Raw genomic sequence first — 20,542 nt, forward strand, 5'->3', positions numbered from 1 at the left:
TGCCCTTATCCGATGTTCGACAGTTTCAGCAGGTGGCGCAGGTCGTTGAGCAGATCCTTGCCTTTGACACTCGGGTCGTAGCGCAGCACCAGGTTGCCGTGGGGGTCGATGATCCACAGTTGCGGCGTGGCCTTGTCGCCGGTGGTCTTGCTGAACGCAGCGCTGTCCAGTGGATAACGTTGCAGCTGCGGATATTCGCGGGTCAGCTTGGCCTCGTAGTCGGCGCTCAACGGTTGCGCGGCGGCGAGGGCGTGGCTGGCGCGACCGGCGTCGCGACCGAGGCCGATCTGGATCTGCCGGGCGAGGTACACCAGTTGCTGGCAGTCCACCGCGCAATCCTTCGGCGCGGTCACCAGCATCTGCCAGCGCTGGTCATCGGCTTGTACGCCGAGGTCGGCGCGGGTCTGGCCGTTGCCGATCAGTTCGCCGTGGTAGCTGCGACCTTCCGGTACCCAGAACTGCAGTTTGTACATGCCGGTCGCCAGCACCATCGGGCCGACCACGCCGAGCAGAATCAGCAGCAGCTGAATCCGCCCGCGGCGGCGGGTGGCCGGGGTTTTCGCCTCAGACATGCTGGGTGGATTCATGGCCGTTCCCATGGTGTTTCTCCTTTGCGTTGTGCAATCCAAGGTAGAGGTAGAGGCCGAGCAGGGCGGTGGCCATGGCGAACCACTGCACGGCGTATCCAAGGTGTTTTTCCGGGCCCATGGCGACAACCGGCCAGTCGGCCTCATAGCTGGCGGGGCCGGGTTCGGCACGAAGTTCGTAGGCGAAGCCGTCGCGTTCGAGGGTTTTCCACAGCTTGGCCGGCTCGACGGCGGTGATCGTTTGCGGCCAGATGCTGCTGGCCGGGTCGGCGTGCAACTGGAAGGTCGCGCCGGGGGCGACGTAGACCCAGGCATCCAGGTTGACCGCGTCGGTGGGGGTAGCAAATTGCGGCGTCACCCGGCGATCCGGCCATGGCAGCCAGCCGCGATTGACCAGCAGCCACTGGCCGGTGGCCCGATCCTGAAACGGTTGCAGCAGCTCGATACCGACCTTGCCGTTGCGCTGGCGGTTGTCGAGCAGCAGGCTGTGGGCGCCATCGAACTGGCCGTACAGATGCACGCGGCGAAAGGCCGGGTCGGCGCTGTGCAGCAATTCGCTGCTGGCCATCGGATCAGCCGCGCGGCGCTCGGCATAAGTGGCGAGCAGGGCGGTTTTCTCCGCCCCCCGGCCCAGTTGCCAGAAACCCAGCGACACCAGCAGCGGCAACAGCAACGCCACCACCACGGTCGGTATCACGCCCGGCCGGAAGCGCTTCATGGCCGTGCCACAAAGTCAGTCGTCGCGATCGCTATACTCAACTGCATCGCCTGTCCCCCGGAGTCTTCCCATGCTCAAAGCAGCCATCGTCCTGCTGCTGATTGCCACGGTGATCAGCCTGTTCAGCGGCCTGTTTTTCCTGGTCAAGGACGACAGCAGTTCCAATCGCCTGGTGATCGCCTTGAGTGTTCGGGTGGCATTGGCCGCGGCCACCGTCGGCCTGATCGCCTGGGGCTTCTACAGCGGCCAACTGGTGTCGCACGCGCCTTGGTGATCAGCGCTCAGAGTACGTAAACGAAGACGAACAAGCCGATCCACACCACATCGACGAAGTGCCAGTACCAGCTCGCCGCCTCGAAGCCGAACTGATGCTCGGCATCGAAATGGCCCTTCATGATGCGCATCAGCATCACGAACAGAATGATCGTGCCGATGGTCACGTGGGCGCCGTGGAAACCGGTGAGCATGAAGAACGTCGCGCCGTAAATGCCCGAACCCAGCGTCAAACCCAGTTCGTGATAGGCGTGCATGTACTCCTCGGCCTGCAACGCGAGGAAGCCGCAGCCCAGCAGCACGGTGATCGCCAGCCAGATTTTCAGCGCACCGCGATGGCCTTTTTTCAAGGCGTGGTGGGCGATGGTGATGGTCACGCTGGAGCTGACCAGCAGGATCGTGTTGATCAGCGGCAGGCCCCACGGGCTGATGACTTCCTTGGGCGGCGGGAACAGTTTCGGGTCCGGGGTGTGCAGCAGCGGCCAGGTGAACTGGAAGTTCGGCCAGAGCATGTGCGCGATGCCTTTCGGGCCTTCGCCACCCAGCGCCGGGCCGGAAATGTGCCGCACGTAGAACAGTGCGCCGAAGAAGGCGACGAAGAACATCACCTCGGAGAAGATGAACCAACTCATGCCCCAGCGGAACGAGCGGTCGAGCTGCGGGCTGTACAGCCCGGCGCGACTTTCCTTGATCACCGCCCCGAACCAGCCGAACAGCATGTACGCCAGCAGCAGCCCGCCGACGAAAAAGATGTATGGGCCGTGGGATTCGGGGCGCGCTGCCTTCAGATCGTTGAACCAGGTCGCCAGGCCGTACACGGTGGTGACCATGCCGATGGTGGCGACGATCGGCCATTTGCTCTGGGCCGGAACGTAATAGTGCTCATGAGTTGCCATTTATTGTTCTCCTTATCGGGCACGCTTAACCGCCAGTGTTTGCAGCCACCGGTGGATGACGGGCGGTGATATCGAACAGCGTGTAGGACAGCGTCAGGTGCTTCACGTCCTTGGGCATGTCGCGGTCAATGATGAAACGCATCGGCATCTCGATCTGCTGACCGGGCTGCAGCACCTGCTGGGTAAAGCAAAAGCATTCGGTCTTGTGGAAATACGCCGCCGCTTCGCTGGGTGCGATACTCGGCACGGCCTGGGCGCTCATCGGTTTGTCGGTGGGGTTGCGGGCGACGAAGATCATCTCGTTTACGCCGCCGGGATGGGTCACCAGTTCCTCACCCTTGGGGTAGAACTCCCACGGCATGTCGGCGTTGTTCATCGACAGAAACTGCACGCGCACCTGCCGCGAGTTATCCACCACCTGCTCACCCTCGTACTGCCCGGCGGTCTTGCCGTTGATGCCGAAGGCCTTGCACATCACGTCGTAGATCGGCACCAGGGCAAAACCGAAGACAAACATTGCCACCACCACGCCGAGCAGGCGGGTGACCAGTTTTTTCAGCGAGATCGAGTCAGCCATGAGTCATGCCTCCCTCGAAGGTGCGAGTGAGCCTTTGTGGCGAGGGAGCTTGCTCCCGCTGGGTTGCGCAGCAGCCCCAAAGATTGTCTGGGCGCTGCGCACCCAAGCGGGAGCAAGCTCCCTCGCCACAGGGGATGTGTCAGCAGAGAAGCGTTTCATTTCACTTCCGGTGGCGTGGTGAAAGTGTGATACGGCGCCGGTGACGGCACGCTCCACTCCAGGCCTTCGGCGCCATCCCAAGGTTTGGCCGGTGCCGGTTCGCCGCCACGGATGGTCTTGATAACGATGAACAGGAAGAAGATCTGTGTGGTTCCGAACATGAAAGCGCCGATCGACGAGACCATGTTGAAGTCGGCGAACTGCAGGTTGTAGTCCGGAATCCGTCGCGGCATCCCCGCCAGCCCGACGAAGTGCATCGGGAAGAAAGTCAGGTTCATGCCGACGAACGACAGCCAGAAGTGCAGCTTGCCGAGGGTTTCGTCGTACATGTGCCCGGTCCACTTCGGCAGCCAGTAATAGGCTGAGGCAAAGATCCCGAAGATCGCCCCCGGCACCAGCACGTAGTGGAAGTGCGCGACCACGAAGTAAGTGTCCTGGTACTGGAAGTCCGCGGGAGCAATGGCCAGCATCAGCCCGGAGAACCCGCCGATCGAGAACAGGATCACGAACGCCACGGCGAACAGCATCGGTGTCTCGAAGGTCAGCGAGCCTTGCCACATGGTGCTGGCCCAGTTGAACACTTTCACCCCGGTCGGCACGGCGATGAGCATGGTCGCGTACATGAAGAACAACTCGCCCACCAGTGGGATGCCGACCACGAACATGTGGTGCGCCCAGACGATGAATGACAGGAACGCGATGCTCGCCGTGGCGTAGACCATCGAGGTGTAGCCGAACAGCGGCTTGCGCGAGAAGGTCGGGATGATCTGGCTGACAGCGCCGAAGGCCGGCAGGATCATGATGTACACCTCGGGATGGCCGAAGAACCAGAACACGTGCTGGAACAGTACCGGGTCACCGCCACCGGCGGCGCTGAAGAAACTGGTGCCGAAGTGGATGTCCATCAGCATCATCGTCACGCAACCGGCCAGCACTGGCATCACCGCGATCAGCAGAAACGCGGTGATCAGCCAGGTCCAGACGAACAGCGGCATTTTCATCAGGGTCATGCCGGGGGCGCGCAGGTTGAGGATGGTGGCGATCACGTTGATCGCGCCCATGATCGAACTGATCCCCATCAGGTGGATGGCGAAGATGAAGTAGGTGACGCTTTCCGGCGCGTAGGTGGTGGACAGCGGTGCGTAGAACGTCCAGCCGAAGTTCGGCCCGCCACCGGGCATGAACAGGGTCGAGACCAGCAGCAGAAACGCCGCCGGCAGCAGCCAGAAGCTGAAGTTGTTCATCCGTGGCAGGGCCATGTCCGGCGCGCCGATCATCAACGGAATCATCCAGTTGGCGAGGCCGACGAACGCCGGCATCACCGCCCCGAACACCATCACCAGGCCGTGCATGGTGGTCATCTGATTGAAGAATGCTGGCTCGACGATCTGCAGCCCGGGCTGGAACAGCTCGGCGCGGATCACCATGGCGAACGAGCCGCCGAGCAGGAACATGCAGAACGCAAACCACAGGTACAGCGTACCGATGTCCTTGTGGTTGGTGGTCAGCACCCAGCGCATCAGGCCTTTGGCGGGGCCGTGGGCGTGGTCGGCATGACCGTGGTCATCGATTACAGCGCTCATGGCCGGTCTCCTTTACGTGAGTGGACGGGGCTGGCCGGGGCGCGTTGCCCCGGCCGGTTCACGAAGTACGCGATAGACCGGCTCATTTGCTTTCCGCCTGTTTGAGCTCCAGCACTTCTTTTGGCGTGACCATGTCGCCCTTGTTGTTGCCCCAGGCGTTACGTTCGTAGGTCACGACCGCTGCGATATCGACTTCCGACAGCTGCTTGCCGAACGCCGCCATGGCGGTGCCGGGCTTGCCAAAGTACACGCGGTGCAGGTGGTCGGCTTTCGGCCCGGTGGCAATCGGCGAGCCCTTGAGCGCCGGGAACATCGGCGGCAGACCCTGGCCCTCAGCCTGGTGACAGGCCACGCAGGTGGTGTGGTAGATCTTGTCGCCGCGCTCTTTGAGTTCGTCGAGGGTCCATTCCTTGCTGGTCAGCTCTTTGAGCTGCGCAGCTTCGGCTTTGCGGTCGGCCAGCCATTTGTCGTAATCGGGCTTCTCTTTGACGTCGACCACGATCGGCATGAAGCCGTGATCCTTGCCGCACAATTCGGCGCACTGCCCGCGGTAGATGCCGGGCTTGTCGATGCGGGTCCAGGCTTCGTTGACGAACCCGGGGATCGCATCGCGCTTGACCGCGAACGCCGGCACCCACCATGAGTGAATGACGTCGGCGGAAGTCACGAGGAAGCGCACCTTGGCGCCGACCGGCAGCACCAGCGGCTTGTCGACTTCGAGCAGGTAGTGCTCGCCCTTGGCTTCCTTGTTGTGGATCTGTTCGGCGGGGGTGGCCAGGTTGCTGAAGAACTCGACGTCCTGACCGAGGTATTTGTAGTGCCACTTCCACTGGTAACCGGTGATCTGGATATCGATATCCGGTTCACTGGTGTCGTACATGCGGATCAGGGTAGCGGTCGCCGGCACGGCCATCGCCACCAGGATCAGGAACGGCACGACGGTCCAGAGGATCTCGACGGTGGTACTTTCGTGGAATTTTGCGGCGACCTGCCCGGTCGAGCGGCGGTGCACGATCATCGACCAGAACATGGCGCCGAAGACGATGATCCCGATCACCACACAGATCCAGAAAATGGTCATGTGCAGGTCGAATACTGCGTGACTGATTTCAGTCGCTCCAGGCGCCATATTCACAGTCCAGGCCGCATTGGCCGGGCTGAAAATCGACCACAACAGGAGGCCCATCCAGACGTGTGGATGTCGCATCATTGCGGGTTCCCCTTATCGTTCTTGTTATCCCGCCGGCTTCGGCCTGCGGCAAGGGAGCGGCTGCATCAGACTACGAACTTGAATCGCCGGGCCTTGCTGCGGGTGCAGTCGGGCGTCATCAGCTAACTCCATTCAATGGCGAGTATAGACAGCGGCGGAGAATTGCAACGCGATCGCGTAAATGATCTGAAACAGCCGGGACTTGCGCTCAAGGGCACGAATGGAGAAGGATGCAGACGAGTGGTGGCAAACCGATATAACGCAGGTGTATCAAGGATGAAATAATTATGACAAATGCGTCTTAGCATTTTTCGTAAGCCAGCTAAGTTATGTCTTCCCTATTTCATTGCCTTGTTTCCTGGAGTTTTCATGAACACCGCCGCATTGCGCGAGCAGATCCAAAAAGCCCGACAAACCGAAAATGAAACCGGACGCCTCAAGCGTCAGCTGGAAGCCAAGTTGCCTCATCTGCATTCGGCCATCCAGTTGCCGGACGCTAACCGCGAAGAAGCGTTGACGAGCTTTGTCACCGCCTATATCGACGAAGTACCAGACATGCTGGACGCAGCCAATGAAGTTGCCAGGGAAGCGGGAATCGAGTCGCAGATCAAACCGGTGCTGAAAATCGCCGAGCAGTACTTCCTCCAGCCGCCGGTCGGCCTGGACAGCCTGCTGGACGAAGCCTATCTGGCGCACCGCTTTGTCGAAGAGGTCAACGACCTGTACATCAAGCACCTCGGCCAGCCACTGATCCCCTTGGACATGACGGTCGCCAATCTGATTGCTCACCAATTGCTCGGTGAGGAATTTGCCAATCAACTGGACGAAGTGGTGCATCACGCCATCGACAAGATGCTCGACGACGATAGTTTTGCGCTGGAATCGGTAGATGCCTACCGCGACAAACTGATCAGCCCGGATACCGGTGCCGCGTGGAAGCGCTGGCCGTGCATGGGCCGTCGCCTGGGTGTGGGCCTGGAGCTGGATCAGCCAGCTGCCTGATTCAAAGCCCGGTACAAATCCCAATTGTGGGAGGGGGCTTGCTCCCGAAGGCGGTGGGTCAGTCAATATCAATATCGACTGATCCATCGCCTTCGGGAGCAAGCCCCCTCCCACAGGGGTTCTTTGCAAGCGGGGGATTTAACCAGCCGCACCGATCCCGGTATTAGTCCGAACCCTACCTTCAAGCCGTCGCTTCAACCCGCGCGACTCGATCAACAGCTTCGACCCCTTCGCCGCATTCGCCCGGCCCCACTCTTCCAGTAACTCCAGACACGAATGGTCGATGTAGCTCAGGTTATTGAGCGGCACATGCACCGTTGTGCCCGCTGGAATGCTGCCCAGCACTTGGGTCAGTGCCGGCACCTTGAGGAATGTCGCTGCGCCCACCAGACGCAACTCCATCTCGCCGTCCTGCGGCAGGTCGATCAGGCTGATTTTCAGGCGTGAAGCCTTGAAGGCCAGTTTCAACATGGTCAAACCGAAACCGATCAACACACCGGTCAGCAGGTCGGTGAAGATGATCGCCAGCGCCGTGGCGGCGTAGGTGAACATCGGCATCCGCCCGTAACGGCCCAGGCCGCGAAACGCTTTCAAGTCCACCAGTTTGAAACCGGTGTACACCAGCACCCCCGCCAGACTCGCCACCGGAATGCTCTGCAGCACGCTCGACAGCAACAGCACGAATGCCAGCAGCCACAGACCATGGAAGATCGTCGAGTAACGGGTGGTCGCGCCGGCCTGCACGTTGGCCGAACTGCGCACGATCACCCCGGTCATCGGCAGCGCACCGACCAGACCGCAGAGCATGTTGCCGACACCTTGCGCTGACAGTTCACGGTCGAAATCCGAGCGCACGCCGTTGTGCATGCGATCCACCGCGGCGGCGGACAACAGCGTTTCGGCGCTGGCGATAAACGCCACGGCAAACGCAGCGATCAGCAGCGTCGGGTCGGCAAGGCTGAGCAGGTCCGCCGGTTTCAGCCAGTCGATGGCTTCGGCCAGATTCTCCGGCACCTCGACGCGTTTGACCTGCAGCGCCAGCAGCAGGCTGGCACCCGTGGCCAGACCGACACCGAGCAGCGCACCGGGAATGAAGCGCAGCGAATGCGGGCGAAACTTCTCCCACAGCCACATCACCGCAATGGTCGCCAGCCCGAGCAACCCGGCCTGCCAGCCGAACGACGGCAAGGCCTGCGCCACCGCGCCGGGGAAGGCCGTGAGGTTATCCAGCCCGGAGGGTTGCGGCTTGGCATCGAGCATCACATGCACCTGCGACAGAACGATCAGCACGCCGATCCCGGCGAGCATGCCGTAGACCACCGCTGGTGCCGTGACCCGAAACCAGCACCCGAGCTTCAAACGCCCGGCCACCAGTTGCAGGAACCCGGCGAGCAACAGAATCGGCCCGAGCATCTCGATCCCGTGCTGGCGCACCAGCTCGAATACCAGCACTGCCAGACCCGCCGCCGGCCCGCTGACCTGCAACGGCGAACCCGCCAGCCAACCGACCACCAGGCCACCGATGATCCCGGTGATCAGGCCTTTGGCTGGCGGCAACCCTGACGCAATCGCAATGCCCATGCACAGCGGCAGCGCGACCAGAAACACCACCACCGAAGCCAGCAGCTCCCGTGGCAGAACCGCTTTCAATTGAGCAGCACGCATGGTGACTCTCCCGAAGTTTTCTTCAGGCATGGCGAGGCCGGGCCGCTGAAACAGCGGCCGGCGTCAAACCACACAGATTTTTAGGAAGATTTAGAAGCGCGCTTTGGGTGTCGCCACCGGAATCGGATGGCTGCCGTCGAGCGGCAGGAAGCGTCCCTGATCCGCGTCGTAAGCTTTGATTTCGCTGGTTTCGATGTTGTAGACCCAGCCATGGATGAACAGTTGACCGTTCGCCATGCGTGAGGCTACCGAAGGATGGGTACGCAAGTGCTGCAGTTGGGCGATGACGTTCTCCTCGGTGAGGATCGGCATGCTTTCTTTTTCGTCGGTGCAGTTACAGTTTTCGTGCACCATGGTTTTTGCCACTTCGGCGTGGCGCAACCAGGCTTTGACCGTCGGCATTTTTTCCAGGCTGTCCGGGTTGAGTACCGCACGCATGGCGCCGCAATCGGAATGGCCGCAGATGATGATGTGCTGCACGCCCAGTGCCAGCACCGCGTATTCGATGGCGGTGGAAACGCCGCCGTTCATCTGGCCGTAAGGCGGCACGACGTTGCCGACGTTACGGGTCACGAACAGATCCCCGGGGGAGCTCTGGGTGATCAGCTCGGGCACGATGCGCGAGTCGGCACAGGTGATGAACATTGCCCGTGGCGATTGCGCCGTGGCGAGTTTCTTGAAGAGTTCTTCCTGCTGGGGGAAGACCTCATGATGAAAATGCAAAAAGCCGTCAACGATCGTTCGCAGCGCTGCATCGGCGGATTCCGCCCCAGGGACGGCTTGCGCCGACGCAGCCAACGGCTGTTTATCCTTATCACTCATGATTCATCCTCTTTGGCGGATTCGGGGAGTCGTTCCCGTGTATTCCGGTACGAAGCCAGTGGCTGTTTAAAACATCCGGGCCATCCCGACCCGTCAGTCACTCGATGAACAAGGTAGCCGCCGAAACTTAACTCAAACTGAATCAAGCGCTCTAGAACGTGTGTTCCAGATCACAAAAAACGTGACTGGCGTGTTTCGACGGAAGGATTCCAACCCATCAACCGTAGGCTAATTGTCGCTAAATCAATGACATCTGGCGACCCGGCGGACAGAAGGCAGTGCAATCGAGGTTGTAGGCTTCACGGTGGTTCAAACCGAGACGTTTAATGGCTTTGGCGAAACGCTGCGCCAGCAGGTCGGCAAACGGCCCCTCGCCGCGCATCCTCGCGCCGTAACGGCTGTCATAGAGCTCGCCGCCACGACTCTGGCGGATCAGGCTCAGCACATGGGCGGCCCGCTGCGGATAGTGCGCCTGCAGCCATTCCTCGAACAGCGGCGCCACCTCCAGCGGCAGGCGCAACATCATGTAGGCGGCGCTTTGCGCGCCAGCGGCGTGGGCTTCGGCCAGCAGGCTTTCGATTTCGCTGTCGTTGATCATCGGAATCATTGGCGAACACAGCACCCCCACGGGAATCCCCGCCTCGCGCATCACCCGGATCGCTCGTAAGCGGGCTTTGGGCGCGGCGGCACGGGGTTCGAGGATGCGTTTGAGTTCGTCGTCCAGCGTGGTCAGGCTGATCATTACTGCCACCAGCCGTTGCTGCGCCAGTTCTGTAAGCAGGTCGAGGTCGCGCAGGATCAGCGAACCCTTGGTGACAATGGTCACCGGATGCCGGTAACGCAGCAGCACTTCGAGGGTCTGCCGGGTGATCTTGTGCTCGCGTTCGATGGGCTGATACGGATCGGTGTTGGAACCCAGATTGATCGGCGCGCATTGATAGCCTTTTTTCCCAAGCTGTTCCTCCAGCACCCGCGCGGCGTTGGTCTTGGCGATCAGTCGGGTTTCGAAATCCAGCCCCGGCGACATGTCCCAATAGGCGTGGCTCGGTCGCGCATAGCAATAGATGCAACCGTGCTCGCAGCCGCGGTAGGGATTGATCGAGCGGTCGAACGGCAGGTCAGGCGAGGTGTTGCGGGTGATGATGGTTTTCGCGGTCTCGATCATCACCTCGGTGTTCTGCGTCTCGGGCACTTCCTGGTACCAGCCGTCGTCCTCGACCACCGAGCGATTCGGCGCAAAGCGGTTGTGCGGGTTGGTCGCGGTGCCGCGACCGCGAGGTGGCAATGGAGTAGACATGAAAACGCCCCGATACTGTATATGCACACAGTATCGGGGCGTAGCACATCTGACTAGTGCCGTCGGGCGATTGCTCAGTTGTTGTGTTGCGTCACCTGACCGAGGTCATCAGCGGACGTGGTCTGCATATCATCCTTGCGCAGCGCGGCCACATCACTGGCCTTGACCGGTGCCCCTTTGTTGCCCCAGCTGCCACGAATGAAACTCACCACATCCGCCACTTCCTGATCCGACAACCGCCAGGCGTACGCCGGCATGGTGAAGGTCGATGGCGCGGTGTGTGTGGCCGGCAGGGTGCCGCCCTTGAGCACGATGTGGATCAGTGAGGTCGGATCCTCCGATTGCAGCACCGGATTGCCCGCCAGTGCCGGGAACACCCGGGTGTAACCATGGCCGTCGGTACGGTGGCAGGCCGCGCAGTTGTCGATGTACACCGCCGCGCCGCGCTGGCTGTCGTCGCCGTTCCACAGGGCTTTGGCCGCTTTCTCGTCGTACTGGTGCGGCTGATCGTTTGGATCAACTGCCGGCAGCGACTTGAGGTAACGAGCAATCGCCGTCAGGTCGGCATCGGTCATGTATTGCATGCTGTGGGTGACCACATCGCTCATGCCGCCGAACACTGCACTGCGGTCGCTGCGCCCGGTTTTGAGGAATTGCACCAGTTGCGCTTCGCTCCAGCTGCCCAGGCCATCCTTGTGATCACCGCGCAAACTCTTGGCGATCCAGCCTTCCAGCGGCGCACTGCCGGCGAGGAAGTTTTTGCCGTCGGTGGCGCTCAGGGATTTTTCCTGCATGGTCAGGGCCCGTGGCGTGTGGCAGGCGCCGCAATGGCCGAGGCCTTCGACCAGATAGGCGCCGCGATCAATCACCGGATCATCCGAGGTGGCCTTATAGTCCTCGACCTTCGGCGCGAACAGCCAGCGCCAGCCCATCAGCGGCCAGCGCATGCTCAGCGGCCATGGAATGTCGCTGGCCTTGTTCTCCTGGGCCACCGGTTCGACGCCGTGCATGAAGTAGGCGTAAAGCGCCTGCATGTCGGTTTCGCTGACCCGGGCGTAGGACGGATACGGCATTGCCGGGTACAACGTGCTGCCGTTTTTGGCGACGCCGTGGCGCACCGCTTTATCGAAATCCTCGAAGCTGTAATCACCGACACCGGTTTTGTCCGGGGTGATGTTGGTCGAGTAGATCGTGCCGATCGGCGTTTCCATCGGCAGGCCGCCGGCGAACGGTTTGCCGCCCTTGGCGGTGTGGCAGGCCACGCAGTCACCCGCGCGGGCGAGGTATTCGCCTTGTTTGATCAACGCTTGATCGACGTCGGCGGCGTACACGGCAGCACTGCCGAGCAGGGCCAGGGTGGCGATAACGAGATTTTTCATGGTCATCGCTCCTTAAGCCTGAACCAGCGGGCCGGGGTTTTTCAGGTATTGCTCGCGAATCGCCTTGGCCGACCAGTAGGTCAACGCCGCCACCAGCCCGGTCGGGTTGTAACCCAGGCCCTGCGGGAATGCCGAAGCACCCGGCACGAACACGTTGTGCACGTCCCAGCTCTGCAAGTAACGGTTCAGAGCACTCTTCTTCGGATCGGTGCCCATGATCGCGCCACCGTTGAGGTGGGTGGTCTGGTAGGCCGCGGTGTTGAAGTGATCACCGACCTGCTTGCCGATCACCGCGATGGCTTTCGGGCCCATGGCTTGGGCGACCTTGCCCATTTTCTCGACCATGAAGCGGTTCATCTTGATGTCGTTTTCCTGCCAGTCGAAGGTCATGCGCAGCAGCGGCAAACCGTAGGCGTCGCGGTACACCGGATCCAGATCGAGGTAGTTGCCACGGTAGGACTGATGCGCGCCGTGGGCGTCCATCGACACCTGGTGGGTGTAGTAATCGGCGGTCGCGCGCTTCCACTGGCTGCCCCAGGCCGGGGTGCCGGGCGGGTTCGAGGTGCCGGCAATCGGACGGCTGCCCGCCTGGTTGACCCACATCGGTGAGCCGCCGACGAAGCCATGCGGACCGTGGTCGAAGTTGTCGGCGTTGAAATCGTCCAGCGCCACGCCGTTGCCGCCGGCGCCGATGAAGTTGTTGGTGTGGGTATCCTTGTCGAAGAACGCCTTGATGGTCGCCATGTTCTGGTAGGCGAAGTTACGCCCGACCACGCCTTCGCCGCTGATCGGGTCGTACGGTTTGCCGATGCCCGAGAGCAGCATCAGGCGCACGTTGTGCAGCTGGAAAGCGCCGAGGATCACCAGATCCGCCGGTTGCTCGATCTCGCGGCCCTGGCCGTCGATGTAAGTCACGCCGGTGGCTTTGGACTTGGTGCTGTCGAGGTTGACCCGCAGCACATGGGCGTTGGGCCGCAGCTCGAAATTCGGCAGCGGACGCAGCGCCGGCAGAATGTTCACATTCGGCGAAGCCTTGGAATACATGTAGCAAACGTAACCGCTGCAGAATCCGCAGAAGTTGCACGGACCCATCTGCGCGCCGTAGGGATTGGTGTACGGGCCTGAAGTATTCGCCGAAGGCAGGTTGTAGGGTTTGTAACCGACCTCTGTCGCCGCTTTGCCGAACAGTTGTGCGGAAACGGTGTTCTTCTGCGCTTCCAGCGGGAACGGATTGGAGCGATCCGGTGCGTACGGGTTACCGCCCTTGCCCTGACCGACCAGTTGGCCTTTTACAGTCCAGGCCTGGCCGGAGGTGCCGAAGACTTTTTCGGCGAAATCGAAGAACGGCTCCAGCTCTTCATAGCTGACGCCGAAGTCCTGGATGGTCATGTCCTTGGGGATGAAACTCTTGCCGTAGCGTTCTTCGTAATGGCTGCGCATGCGCAGTTCGATCGGATCGACGCGAAAGTGCACGCCCGACCAGTGCAGACCGGCACCGCCGACACCATTGCCCGGTAGGAACGCACCCAACTGGCGGTTCGGCAGGGCGATGTCGTTGACGCTGTGGCGGATGGTGACGGTCTCTTTCGATATGTCCTGAAAGAGTTTTTTGCGCACGCTGTAGGTGAGTTCGTCGATCACCTGCGGATAGTTGCCGTCGGGATAGGTGTCCTGCATCGGCCCGCGCTCCAGCGCCAGCACGTTGAGCCCGGCTTCGGTCAGCTCCTTGGCCATGATCGCGCCAGTCCAGCCGAAACCGACGATCACTGCGTCGACCTTCTTCATTACCGTTGCCATGCTCAAGCCCTCTCGCCGCGAATCGAAACTGCCGGGAAGGGGTATTGCTCGTTGCGTTCCACCCAATCCATGAAATCGGCGCGGGCGCCGGGGAAGCCGATCATGGTCCAGCCGACCATGCCTTTATTGCCACCGTGGATCGGGTCGCAGAAGAACCCTTCCTTGGTGTTTTGCAGCAGCAGGCTGAAGAAAATCTTCGCGGGAACCGCATCGAACTGCGGTTTTCCGGCTTCAAGTTGCTTGAGCAGATCGTCTCGGGTAGCGCTGTCTTGCTCGGCAAATGTTTTACCGTTGAGCGATTTTGCCCACTGATCCGTCGCGGCGATGCCCAGGCGATAGATCTCTTTTGGCACCAGTTTGCTCTGCCAGCCCATCTCCGGCGCGGCGTCGGCGTTGAACGGGCCTTGCATGTACCACAGGGCACCGGCGGCGTACGGGGTGTTCATCTGGCGGTCGATGTATTCCGGCACGCCGGCTTCCAGGGCGCCCGGGCCTTGCTCGTCGTTGGGGATCAATTGCGCCACGGCGGCGTTGATGAAGGCCCATTCCTCGGCGGTGAAATAGCTCGGCTGATAAGCACTGGCGTCCGCCTTGGCCGGTGTGGCTGCTGGCGCCGCCGGGGTAGCCTCAGGCGCAGCTTGCAACACGCTGCTGCCCAGACCGGTACCGGCGAGGGTGACCACGGGAATCAGGGTCAGGGATTTGCGCAGAAACTCACGCCGGGGGTTGTCTCGATCTGCATCAGACATGGGGGTGCACCTCATCAGGCATTGATGGTTGTCCGTTTCTGCGAACGGCTTAAGCATTTTTTCGTCGCGGCGTGGCCCGGTGGTTGACCGGGAAAAGGGGGACGCCTGCAACATCGTGTGACAAATGGTAGCAGGCTACACATCGGGATGAACCGATTCAGCGGAAAAACCCACAGTTTTTTACTGAAGTGCTCAATGAAATCGTGCGGATTCACGATTCTTTGACAAGTGCCTCACAGGGCTTTGACCCTCATCCCTGGAAACTACTGGACCTTTCATTGATGAATCCCGATACGGTCAGCCCAGCATGTCTCGAGTGCGCCTTTTTCCTGCTTTGTGTTTGTCGCTTGTTGCCCTGCTGCATTTGATGCCGGCCCAGGCTGACGCCTCTGCGCCGTCGCGCCCGCCGGAGTGGGCGCAGCCGGTGGAAGTGCAATACAACCTGTTTCAGATGTCGCCCACGCTCTACCGCAGTGCCTTGCCGGATGGCGGCGTGGTGCCGTTGTTGAAAAATCTGAAAGTGGTGACGGTGATCAACTTCCTGCCGGAAGCTGACAGCAATTGGTTGTCCGAGCCGGGTATCAATCAGGTGCAGTTGCCATATCGCACCAACCACGTTGATGACAGCGATGTGCTCAAGACCCTGCGCGCGATTCAGGCTGCCGAAACCAATGGCCCGGTGCTGATGCATTGCAAGCATGGTTCCGACCGCACCGGCCTGATGGCGGCGATGTACCGGATTGTGGTGCAGGGCTGGAGCAAGGAAGACGCGTTGCGCGAAATGACCGAAGGTGGTTTTGGCGAAAGCGGTCACTTCAAAGATAGCGTGCGCTACGTGATGCAGGCTGATGTCGACAAACTGCGCACCGCGCTGGCCAACGGCGATTGCAGCACCAGTGCCTTTGCCACCTGCTCGATGAAGAGCTGGTTTCAGTCGGTCAACCTCAAGTAAACCGCACCCTCCACGGCATTGCACCGTGGAGGGTCAATCGCCGGCTCAGTCTTCGGACTTTTTCTTCAGTTTCGGATTCGGGAAAAACTGCACGGCCTGGACCGTCTTGTCCGCCGCCGGCTTGAGCGCGCTGGTATTGACCCGCGTGCCCAACTCCTTGGGAACCGACAACCCTTGCTCGTTCAGCGTATCCGAGTAACCGCAGGCCACGCACTCGCGGTGTGGCACGCTGTCCTCGTTCCACATCATCAGTTTGTCCGGCTCGCTGCACGCCGGGCAGACAGCCCCGGCGATAAAGCGCTTCTTGGTAATCACAGGTGCCTCACTCATGCTGCTGCGTCCTCACTCAGGCCGCTATGGCGCAAGAGTGCGTCAATCGATGGCTCACGGCCACGGAAGTCGACGAACAGCACCATCGGCGCCTGCGAACCGCCGCGCGCCAGAATCGCTTCGCGGAAGGCGCGACCGGTCTCGGCGTTGAGCACGCCGTCTTCTTCGAACTTGGAGAAGGCATCGGCTGACAGCACTTCTGCCCACTTGTAGCTGTAGTAACCCGCCGCGTAACCGCCGGCGAAGATGTGCGCGAAGCTGTTGGGGAAGCGGTTGTACGCCGGTGGACGCATCACCGACACCTCGTCGCGCACGCCCTCCAGCACCTGGGCCACGCTGCGACCGTCACCGTGGGTGGCGTGCAGCTCGAAGTCGAACAGTGAGAATTCCAGCTGCCGCACCATCATCAACCCGGACTGGAAGTTCTTCGCCGCGAGCATTTTTTCCAGCAGGTCTTGCGGCAGTGGTTCGCCGGTTTCGTAGTGACCGGAGATCAGCGCCAGGCCTTCCGGCTCCCAGCACCAGTTTTCCATGAACTGGCTTGGCAGCTCGACCGCATCCCACGCTACGCCGTTGATCCCTGAGACACCGGCGTGATCGACACGGGTCAGCAGGTGATGCAGGCCATGGCCGAATTCATGGAACAGGGTGGTCACTTCATCGTGGGTCAGCAGCGCAGGCTTGCCGCTGTCGGCCGGGGTGAAGTTGCACACCAGGTTGGCCACCGGGCTTTGCAGCACGCCGTCGACGGTGCGGCGACGGTCGCGGGCGCCGTCCATCCACGCACCGCCGCGCTTGTTGGCGCGGGCATACAGGTCGAAGAAGAAGCGGCCGACGTGCTGGCCGTTTTCCTTGATTTCGAACAGGCGCACGTCCGGGTGCCAGGTATCGAAGCCTTTCAGTTCAGCGATTTCGATGCCGTACAGGCGCTGGACGATGGCAAACAGACCGCCGAGGACTTTATCGATCGGGAAGTAGGCGCGTAGGGTTTCCTGAGCGACGCTGTAGCGTTGCTCGCGGAGTTTTTCCCCGTAGAAACCGCTGTCCCAGCTTTGCAGATCAGCGCAGCCCTGTTCGGCGGCGTAGGCGCGCAGCTGCTGCAGATCCTGCGCAGCGAACGGCTTGCTGCGCTTGGCCAGGTCGCGCAGGAAGCTCAGCACCTGATCGCTGGACTCGGCCATTTTGGTCGCCAGGCTCAGCTCGGCGAAACTGGCGAAGCCCAACAGCTTGGCCAGCTCCTGACGCAGGTCGAGGATCTCTTCCATCACCGGGCCGTTGTCGTTCTGACCGGCGTTCGGGCCTTGATCCGACGCACGGGTGCAGTAGGCGGCGTAGACTTCTTCACGCAGCGCACGGTCCTGGGCGTAGGTCATCACCGCGTAGTAGCTCGGGAATTCCAGGGTGATCAGCCAGCCGTCGAGGCCTTTGGCCTGCGCGGCGGCGGCCATTTGCGCCTTGGCCGAATCGGTCAGGCCGGCGAGGGCGGCTTCGTCGGTGATGTGCTTGGTCCAGGCTTGCGTGGCGTCGAGCAACTGGTTGGAGAAGCGGCTGCCCAGCTCGGACAGTTTGCTCTGCACTTCGGCGTAACGCTTCTGTTCGGCTTCCGGCAGGTCGATACCCGACAGACGGAAATCGCGCAGGGCGTGTTCCAGAATGGTTTTTTGCGCCACATCGAAACCGGCGGCTTCCGGGCTGTTGGCCAGCGCTTCATAAGCCTGGAACAGTTCGCGGTTCTGGCCCATCTCGGTGGAGTAGGCGCTCAGGGCTGGCAGGCACGACTCGTAGGCTTCGCGCAGTTCAGCGCTGTTGCACACGGCGTTGAGGTGGCTGACCGGGCTCCAGGCAGCGCCGAGGCGATCGTTGAGTTCGTCCATCGCCAATACCAGACCGGCCCACGTCGGGTTCTGGCCTTGGGTCTTGAGAATTTCGGCGATGGCGGCGCGGTTGTCGGCCAGGATCGTTTCGATGGCTGGCAGCACGTGTTCGGCACGGATCGTGGAGAACGGCGGCAGGTCGTAGGACTGCAGAAGAGGGTTGTTCACGCTCACGGTTGGCACCTTGGCTGGAAGAAACATGCGCCCATCTTAATTACAATCGACACTCACCGCAGCTATCGGCGACAGAGAGAGAACTTATCGTGCCCGTTCGCAAGTACCAGAATCACACCCCGCAACTCGGCAAAGGCGCGTTTGTCGACGCCTCGGCGGTGGTGATCGGCGACGTCGAAATCGGCGAAGACAGCTCCGTGTGGCCGCTGACCGTGATCCGTGGCGACATGCACCGCATCCGCATCGGTGCGCGCACCAGTGTGCAGGACGGTTGCGTGCTGCACATCACCCACGCCGGCCCGTTCAACCCGGATGGTTTCCCGCTGCTGATCGGCGATGACGTGACCATCGCCCACAAGGTCATGCTGCATGGCTGCAGCGTCGGCAGTCGCGTGTTGATTGGCATGGGCAGCATCGTCATGGATGGCGCGGTGGTCGAAGATGACGTGATCATCGGCGCCGGCAGCCTGGTGCCGCCGGGCAAGCGCCTGCAAAGTGGCTTCCTCTACGTGGGCAGCCCGGTGAAGCAGATCCGCCCGCTGACCGACAAGGAGCAAGCCTTCTTCACCTACAGCGCGGCGAACTACGTGAAGCTCAAGGACCTGCATCTGGCCGAAGGCTACGACCAGCTCTGAAACGACTTACACCTGCTCAGGATTTCTCATGCATTACCAGACCGTACTGTTCGACCTCGATGGCACCCTGACCGACCCGCGTGAAGGCATCACCCGTTCCATCCAGTTTGCCTTAAGCAAACTCGGCATCGACGAGCCGGACCTGACCAGGCTCGAACACTTCATCGGCCCGCCGCTGTTGCAGGCGTTCATGCAGTTCTATGGCTTCGACGAGGCCAAGGCCTGGCAAGCGGTGAATTTCTACCGCGAGCGCTTCAAGGTCACCGGCCTGTACGAAAACCGTGTGTTCGATGGCGTCACGCCGCTGCTGGAAACCCTGAGCGGGCAAGGGCGACAGCTGTATATCGCGACCTCCAAACCTTGGGAGTTCGCCCGGGAAATCGCCCGGCACTTCGACTTCGCGCGGCACTTCAAGGTGATCTACGGCAGTGAGCTGGATGGCACGCGAACCAACAAGGTCGAGCTGATTGCGCACCTGATCGCCGAAGAAGGGCTGGATCCGGCCAATACGCTGATGATCGGCGACCGCAAACATGACCTGATCGGCGCGCGCAGCAACGGCGTGGATGCGGCGGCGGTGGGGTATGGGTTTGGCAGCTTTGAAGAGTTGAGTGCCGAGGCGCCGGCTTATCACTTTGAAACGCTGGCAGAGCTGCATCAGGCGTTTTTGCGGCGCTGATCAGTCAGTCTTCGCGAGCAAGCCCGCTCCCACAGAGTGAATGCATTTCAACTGTGGGAGCGGGCTTGCTCGCGAAGGGGCCGGTTCAGCCAATGCGCAATCAGGATTCGGCCAGCGCTCTAAGTGCCGCCTTACGCTCAGCCACCGGCAGCTCACCCAACCTCTCGACCTCAGCATAAAACCGCAGCCAATCCCCCCCGACCTGCCTGAACAACGCCGCAAACGCCGGCACCCACTGGTCATACAGCCCGAACGGCAACAACCGCGCATTATTCAACGGCGCATTGACCCAAGTGTCATAACGCTTGTCGCCGCCCCACTGGCTGTCGCGCATCACCCGGTAATTCTGGCGAAACCGCTCGAACTCCGCCGCTTTGCGGGCTCGCATCTGTTCGGCTGGCAGCGGCTGCGTATAGAGCTTCTCCAGACGTGAACGGGTCTCGAGCACCAGTACGGTGAACTGGTCGCGCTGGGTGATCAACGAGCTGTTCTCCGGCGGCAAGCCGCGAAACGCGCGCCACTGGCGGGTACCTTCCTGTTCGACGAAGGTGGCGTAAGACTCGTTGAACTCGGTGTCGTCTTTCACGTAGAAGCGCTGGTGCGCCAGTTCGTGAAAGATCAGCGTGGCCACGCGTTCGTCGCCCCAGCCCATCATCGAATTGAGAATCGGGTCATTGAACCAGCCGAGCGTCGAGTAGGCCTCGACGCCGCCAATCGACACGTCCATGCCCTGCAGGCGCTGGATCGCCGCCTCGCCACGGGCCGCGCTCTGACTGTAATACCCACGGTAGGCCACGCACCCGGCAATCGGGAAGCAATGGCTCTGGGGCGTCAGGGAAAACTCCGGAGTGGCGAACACGTTCCACACCACATAGGGCCGGCCGATGTCAGCGTACAGCCGATAGCTCTGGTTGTCCGGCAGGTGCAAGTGCTCGCTGGCGAAGACTCGGGCCTTTTGCGACTGGACCAGGTGCGCGCGCAATGTTGCGTCGCGGCTCGGGTCGGCAATCACCTCCGCCACCGGCTCACGCGCCCGCAGCAACTGCAACTGGCCGCCAGCCAACTGGCTGTAATAGCTGACGCTGGAACAACCGTTGAGCAACAAAAGCATCACACCCGGAAACAAAATCCGAAAAACGCGATCAAGTAACCCATGGCTTGGAAGCGGCCTGCTCAAAATAAAA

At 61.3% G+C, this 20,542-nt stretch carries 20 protein-coding genes; 5 read left to right on the top strand and 15 right to left on the bottom strand.

The features are described from left to right. Positions 1-5: 5 nt before the first annotated feature. Positions 6-599, bottom strand: coding sequence for a hypothetical protein (locus ACVHNU_RS25495; protein WP_473018528.1), 594 nt, complete (start codon positions 597-599; stop codon positions 6-8). After that, positions 565-1,305, bottom strand: coding sequence for an SURF1 family protein (locus ACVHNU_RS25500; protein ID WP_473018529.1), 741 nt, complete (start codon positions 1,303-1,305; stop codon positions 565-567). Before ACVHNU_RS25500 ends, ACVHNU_RS25495 begins: the two co-directional genes overlap by 35 nt. A gap of 70 nt (positions 1,306-1,375) precedes the next feature. On the opposite strand from ACVHNU_RS25500, the gene ACVHNU_RS25505 reads away from it, so the two are divergent. Next, entirely contained in the window at positions 1,376-1,579 is a 204-nt protein-coding gene (locus tag ACVHNU_RS25505) for a twin transmembrane helix small protein (protein ID WP_003220344.1), read from the top strand. 7 nt (positions 1,580-1,586) lie between these two features. On the opposite strand, the gene ACVHNU_RS25510 is transcribed toward ACVHNU_RS25505, so the two are convergent. The 4 genes from ACVHNU_RS25510 to coxB all read right to left on the bottom strand — a co-directional run bounded on the left by ACVHNU_RS25510 (position 1,587) and on the right by coxB (position 6,003). Next, positions 1,587-2,474, bottom strand: a complete 888-nt coding sequence (locus tag ACVHNU_RS25510; RefSeq protein ID WP_103483956.1) for a cytochrome c oxidase subunit 3 — start codon at positions 2,472-2,474, stop codon at positions 1,587-1,589. Between the two features lie 25 nt (positions 2,475-2,499). After that, complete coding sequence (locus tag ACVHNU_RS25515; RefSeq protein ID WP_003220348.1) at positions 2,500-3,051, bottom strand: cytochrome c oxidase assembly protein; 552 nt, start codon at positions 3,049-3,051, stop codon at positions 2,500-2,502. Between the two features lie 155 nt (positions 3,052-3,206). Further along, the gene (gene ctaD, locus ACVHNU_RS25520) at positions 3,207-4,793 is read right to left on the bottom strand and encodes a cytochrome c oxidase subunit I (RefSeq protein ID WP_103483955.1); all 1,587 of its coding nucleotides are present in this window, start codon (positions 4,791-4,793) and stop codon (positions 3,207-3,209) included. 82 nt (positions 4,794-4,875) lie between these two features. Continuing rightward, complete coding sequence (gene coxB / locus ACVHNU_RS25525; RefSeq protein ID WP_003220352.1) at positions 4,876-6,003, bottom strand: cytochrome c oxidase subunit II; 1,128 nt, start codon at positions 6,001-6,003, stop codon at positions 4,876-4,878. 369 nt (positions 6,004-6,372) lie between these two features. Between coxB and ACVHNU_RS25530 the strand changes: the two genes are divergently transcribed. Continuing rightward, the gene (locus ACVHNU_RS25530; protein WP_262143509.1) at positions 6,373-7,005 is read left to right on the top strand and encodes a hypothetical protein; all 633 of its coding nucleotides are present in this window, start codon (positions 6,373-6,375) and stop codon (positions 7,003-7,005) included. Between the two features lie 138 nt (positions 7,006-7,143). On the opposite strand, the gene ACVHNU_RS25535 is transcribed toward ACVHNU_RS25530, so the two are convergent. The 6 genes from ACVHNU_RS25535 to ACVHNU_RS25560 form a co-directional block, all read right to left on the bottom strand. After that, entirely contained in the window at positions 7,144-8,670 is a 1,527-nt protein-coding gene (locus tag ACVHNU_RS25535; RefSeq protein WP_003220357.1) for a SulP family inorganic anion transporter, read from the bottom strand. A gap of 90 nt (positions 8,671-8,760) precedes the next feature. Beyond that, entirely contained in the window at positions 8,761-9,492 is a 732-nt protein-coding gene (locus tag ACVHNU_RS25540) for a carbonic anhydrase (RefSeq protein ID WP_098966495.1), read from the bottom strand. A gap of 238 nt (positions 9,493-9,730) precedes the next feature. Then, the gene (locus tag ACVHNU_RS25545) at positions 9,731-10,789 is read right to left on the bottom strand and encodes a PA0069 family radical SAM protein (protein ID WP_473018530.1); all 1,059 of its coding nucleotides are present in this window, start codon (positions 10,787-10,789) and stop codon (positions 9,731-9,733) included. 74 nt (positions 10,790-10,863) lie between these two features. Then, positions 10,864-12,168 (bottom strand): c-type cytochrome, encoded by a 1,305-nt coding sequence (locus ACVHNU_RS25550; protein ID WP_473018531.1) that lies wholly within the window; start codon positions 12,166-12,168, stop codon positions 10,864-10,866. 12 nt (positions 12,169-12,180) lie between these two features. Beyond that, complete coding sequence (locus tag ACVHNU_RS25555) at positions 12,181-13,965, bottom strand: GMC family oxidoreductase (protein ID WP_103483950.1); 1,785 nt, start codon at positions 13,963-13,965, stop codon at positions 12,181-12,183. A gap of 2 nt (positions 13,966-13,967) precedes the next feature. Beyond that, the gene (locus ACVHNU_RS25560; RefSeq protein WP_103519929.1) at positions 13,968-14,714 is read right to left on the bottom strand and encodes a gluconate 2-dehydrogenase subunit 3 family protein; all 747 of its coding nucleotides are present in this window, start codon (positions 14,712-14,714) and stop codon (positions 13,968-13,970) included. A 307-nt stretch (positions 14,715-15,021) separates the two neighbouring features. On the opposite strand from ACVHNU_RS25560, the gene ACVHNU_RS25565 reads away from it, so the two are divergent. Continuing rightward, complete coding sequence (locus tag ACVHNU_RS25565; protein WP_045122239.1) at positions 15,022-15,666, top strand: dual specificity protein phosphatase family protein; 645 nt, start codon at positions 15,022-15,024, stop codon at positions 15,664-15,666. A gap of 45 nt (positions 15,667-15,711) precedes the next feature. On the opposite strand, the gene ACVHNU_RS25570 is transcribed toward ACVHNU_RS25565, so the two are convergent. After that, positions 15,712-15,996, bottom strand: coding sequence for a YheV family putative zinc ribbon protein (locus ACVHNU_RS25570; protein ID WP_003220371.1), 285 nt, complete (start codon positions 15,994-15,996; stop codon positions 15,712-15,714). Then, positions 15,993-18,071: an oligopeptidase A gene (gene prlC / locus ACVHNU_RS25575; RefSeq protein ID WP_473018532.1), complete on the bottom strand. Its 2,079-nt coding sequence runs from the start codon at positions 18,069-18,071 to the stop codon at positions 15,993-15,995. The genes ACVHNU_RS25570 and prlC overlap by 4 nt, the downstream gene beginning before the upstream one ends. 62 nt (positions 18,072-18,133) lie before the next feature. Here prlC and ACVHNU_RS25580 point away from each other — a divergent pair, with 62 nt between their 5' ends. Further along, positions 18,134-18,679, top strand: coding sequence for a gamma carbonic anhydrase family protein (locus ACVHNU_RS25580; protein ID WP_103519928.1), 546 nt, complete (start codon positions 18,134-18,136; stop codon positions 18,677-18,679). 28 nt (positions 18,680-18,707) lie between these two features. Next, on the top strand, positions 18,708-19,358 hold the full coding sequence (locus ACVHNU_RS25585; RefSeq protein ID WP_473018533.1) for an HAD family hydrolase: 651 nt from the start codon (positions 18,708-18,710) through the stop codon (positions 19,356-19,358). A 100-nt stretch (positions 19,359-19,458) separates the two neighbouring features. On the opposite strand, the gene ACVHNU_RS25590 is transcribed toward ACVHNU_RS25585, so the two are convergent. Then, entirely contained in the window at positions 19,459-20,535 is a 1,077-nt protein-coding gene (locus ACVHNU_RS25590) for an aminopeptidase (protein WP_262143513.1), read from the bottom strand. Positions 20,536-20,542 lie beyond the last annotated feature (7 nt).

The organism is Pseudomonas sp. Ors-4-3C, from assembly GCF_055755035.1.

Excerpts from the sequence above, each read along its gene's own strand:
- ACVHNU_RS25495 (WP_473018528.1), bottom strand. The coding sequence starts at position 599 with ATGGGAACGGCCATGAATCCACCCAGCATGTCTGAGGCGAAAACCCCG.
- ACVHNU_RS25500 (WP_473018529.1), bottom strand. The coding sequence starts at position 1,305 with ATGAAGCGCTTCCGGCCGGGCGTGATACCGACCGTGGTGGTGGCGTTG.
- ACVHNU_RS25505 (WP_003220344.1), top strand. The coding sequence starts at position 1,376 with ATGCTCAAAGCAGCCATCGTCCTGCTGCTGATTGCCACGGTGATCAGC.
- ACVHNU_RS25510 (WP_103483956.1), bottom strand. The coding sequence starts at position 2,474 with ATGGCAACTCATGAGCACTATTACGTTCCGGCCCAGAGCAAATGGCCG.
- ACVHNU_RS25515 (WP_003220348.1), bottom strand. The coding sequence starts at position 3,051 with ATGGCTGACTCGATCTCGCTGAAAAAACTGGTCACCCGCCTGCTCGGC.
- ctaD (WP_103483955.1), bottom strand. The coding sequence starts at position 4,793 with ATGAGCGCTGTAATCGATGACCACGGTCATGCCGACCACGCCCACGGC.
- coxB (WP_003220352.1), bottom strand. The coding sequence starts at position 6,003 with ATGATGCGACATCCACACGTCTGGATGGGCCTCCTGTTGTGGTCGATT.
- ACVHNU_RS25530 (WP_262143509.1), top strand. The coding sequence starts at position 6,373 with ATGAACACCGCCGCATTGCGCGAGCAGATCCAAAAAGCCCGACAAACC.
- ACVHNU_RS25535 (WP_003220357.1), bottom strand. The coding sequence starts at position 8,670 with ATGCGTGCTGCTCAATTGAAAGCGGTTCTGCCACGGGAGCTGCTGGCT.
- ACVHNU_RS25540 (WP_098966495.1), bottom strand. The coding sequence starts at position 9,492 with ATGAGTGATAAGGATAAACAGCCGTTGGCTGCGTCGGCGCAAGCCGTC.
- ACVHNU_RS25545 (WP_473018530.1), bottom strand. The coding sequence starts at position 10,789 with ATGTCTACTCCATTGCCACCTCGCGGTCGCGGCACCGCGACCAACCCG.
- ACVHNU_RS25550 (WP_473018531.1), bottom strand. The coding sequence starts at position 12,168 with ATGAAAAATCTCGTTATCGCCACCCTGGCCCTGCTCGGCAGTGCTGCC.
- ACVHNU_RS25555 (WP_103483950.1), bottom strand. The coding sequence starts at position 13,965 with ATGGCAACGGTAATGAAGAAGGTCGACGCAGTGATCGTCGGTTTCGGC.
- ACVHNU_RS25560 (WP_103519929.1), bottom strand. The coding sequence starts at position 14,714 with ATGTCTGATGCAGATCGAGACAACCCCCGGCGTGAGTTTCTGCGCAAA.
- ACVHNU_RS25565 (WP_045122239.1), top strand. The coding sequence starts at position 15,022 with ATGTCTCGAGTGCGCCTTTTTCCTGCTTTGTGTTTGTCGCTTGTTGCC.
- ACVHNU_RS25570 (WP_003220371.1), bottom strand. The coding sequence starts at position 15,996 with ATGAGTGAGGCACCTGTGATTACCAAGAAGCGCTTTATCGCCGGGGCT.
- prlC (WP_473018532.1), bottom strand. The coding sequence starts at position 18,071 with ATGTTTCTTCCAGCCAAGGTGCCAACCGTGAGCGTGAACAACCCTCTT.
- ACVHNU_RS25585 (WP_473018533.1), top strand. The coding sequence starts at position 18,708 with ATGCATTACCAGACCGTACTGTTCGACCTCGATGGCACCCTGACCGAC.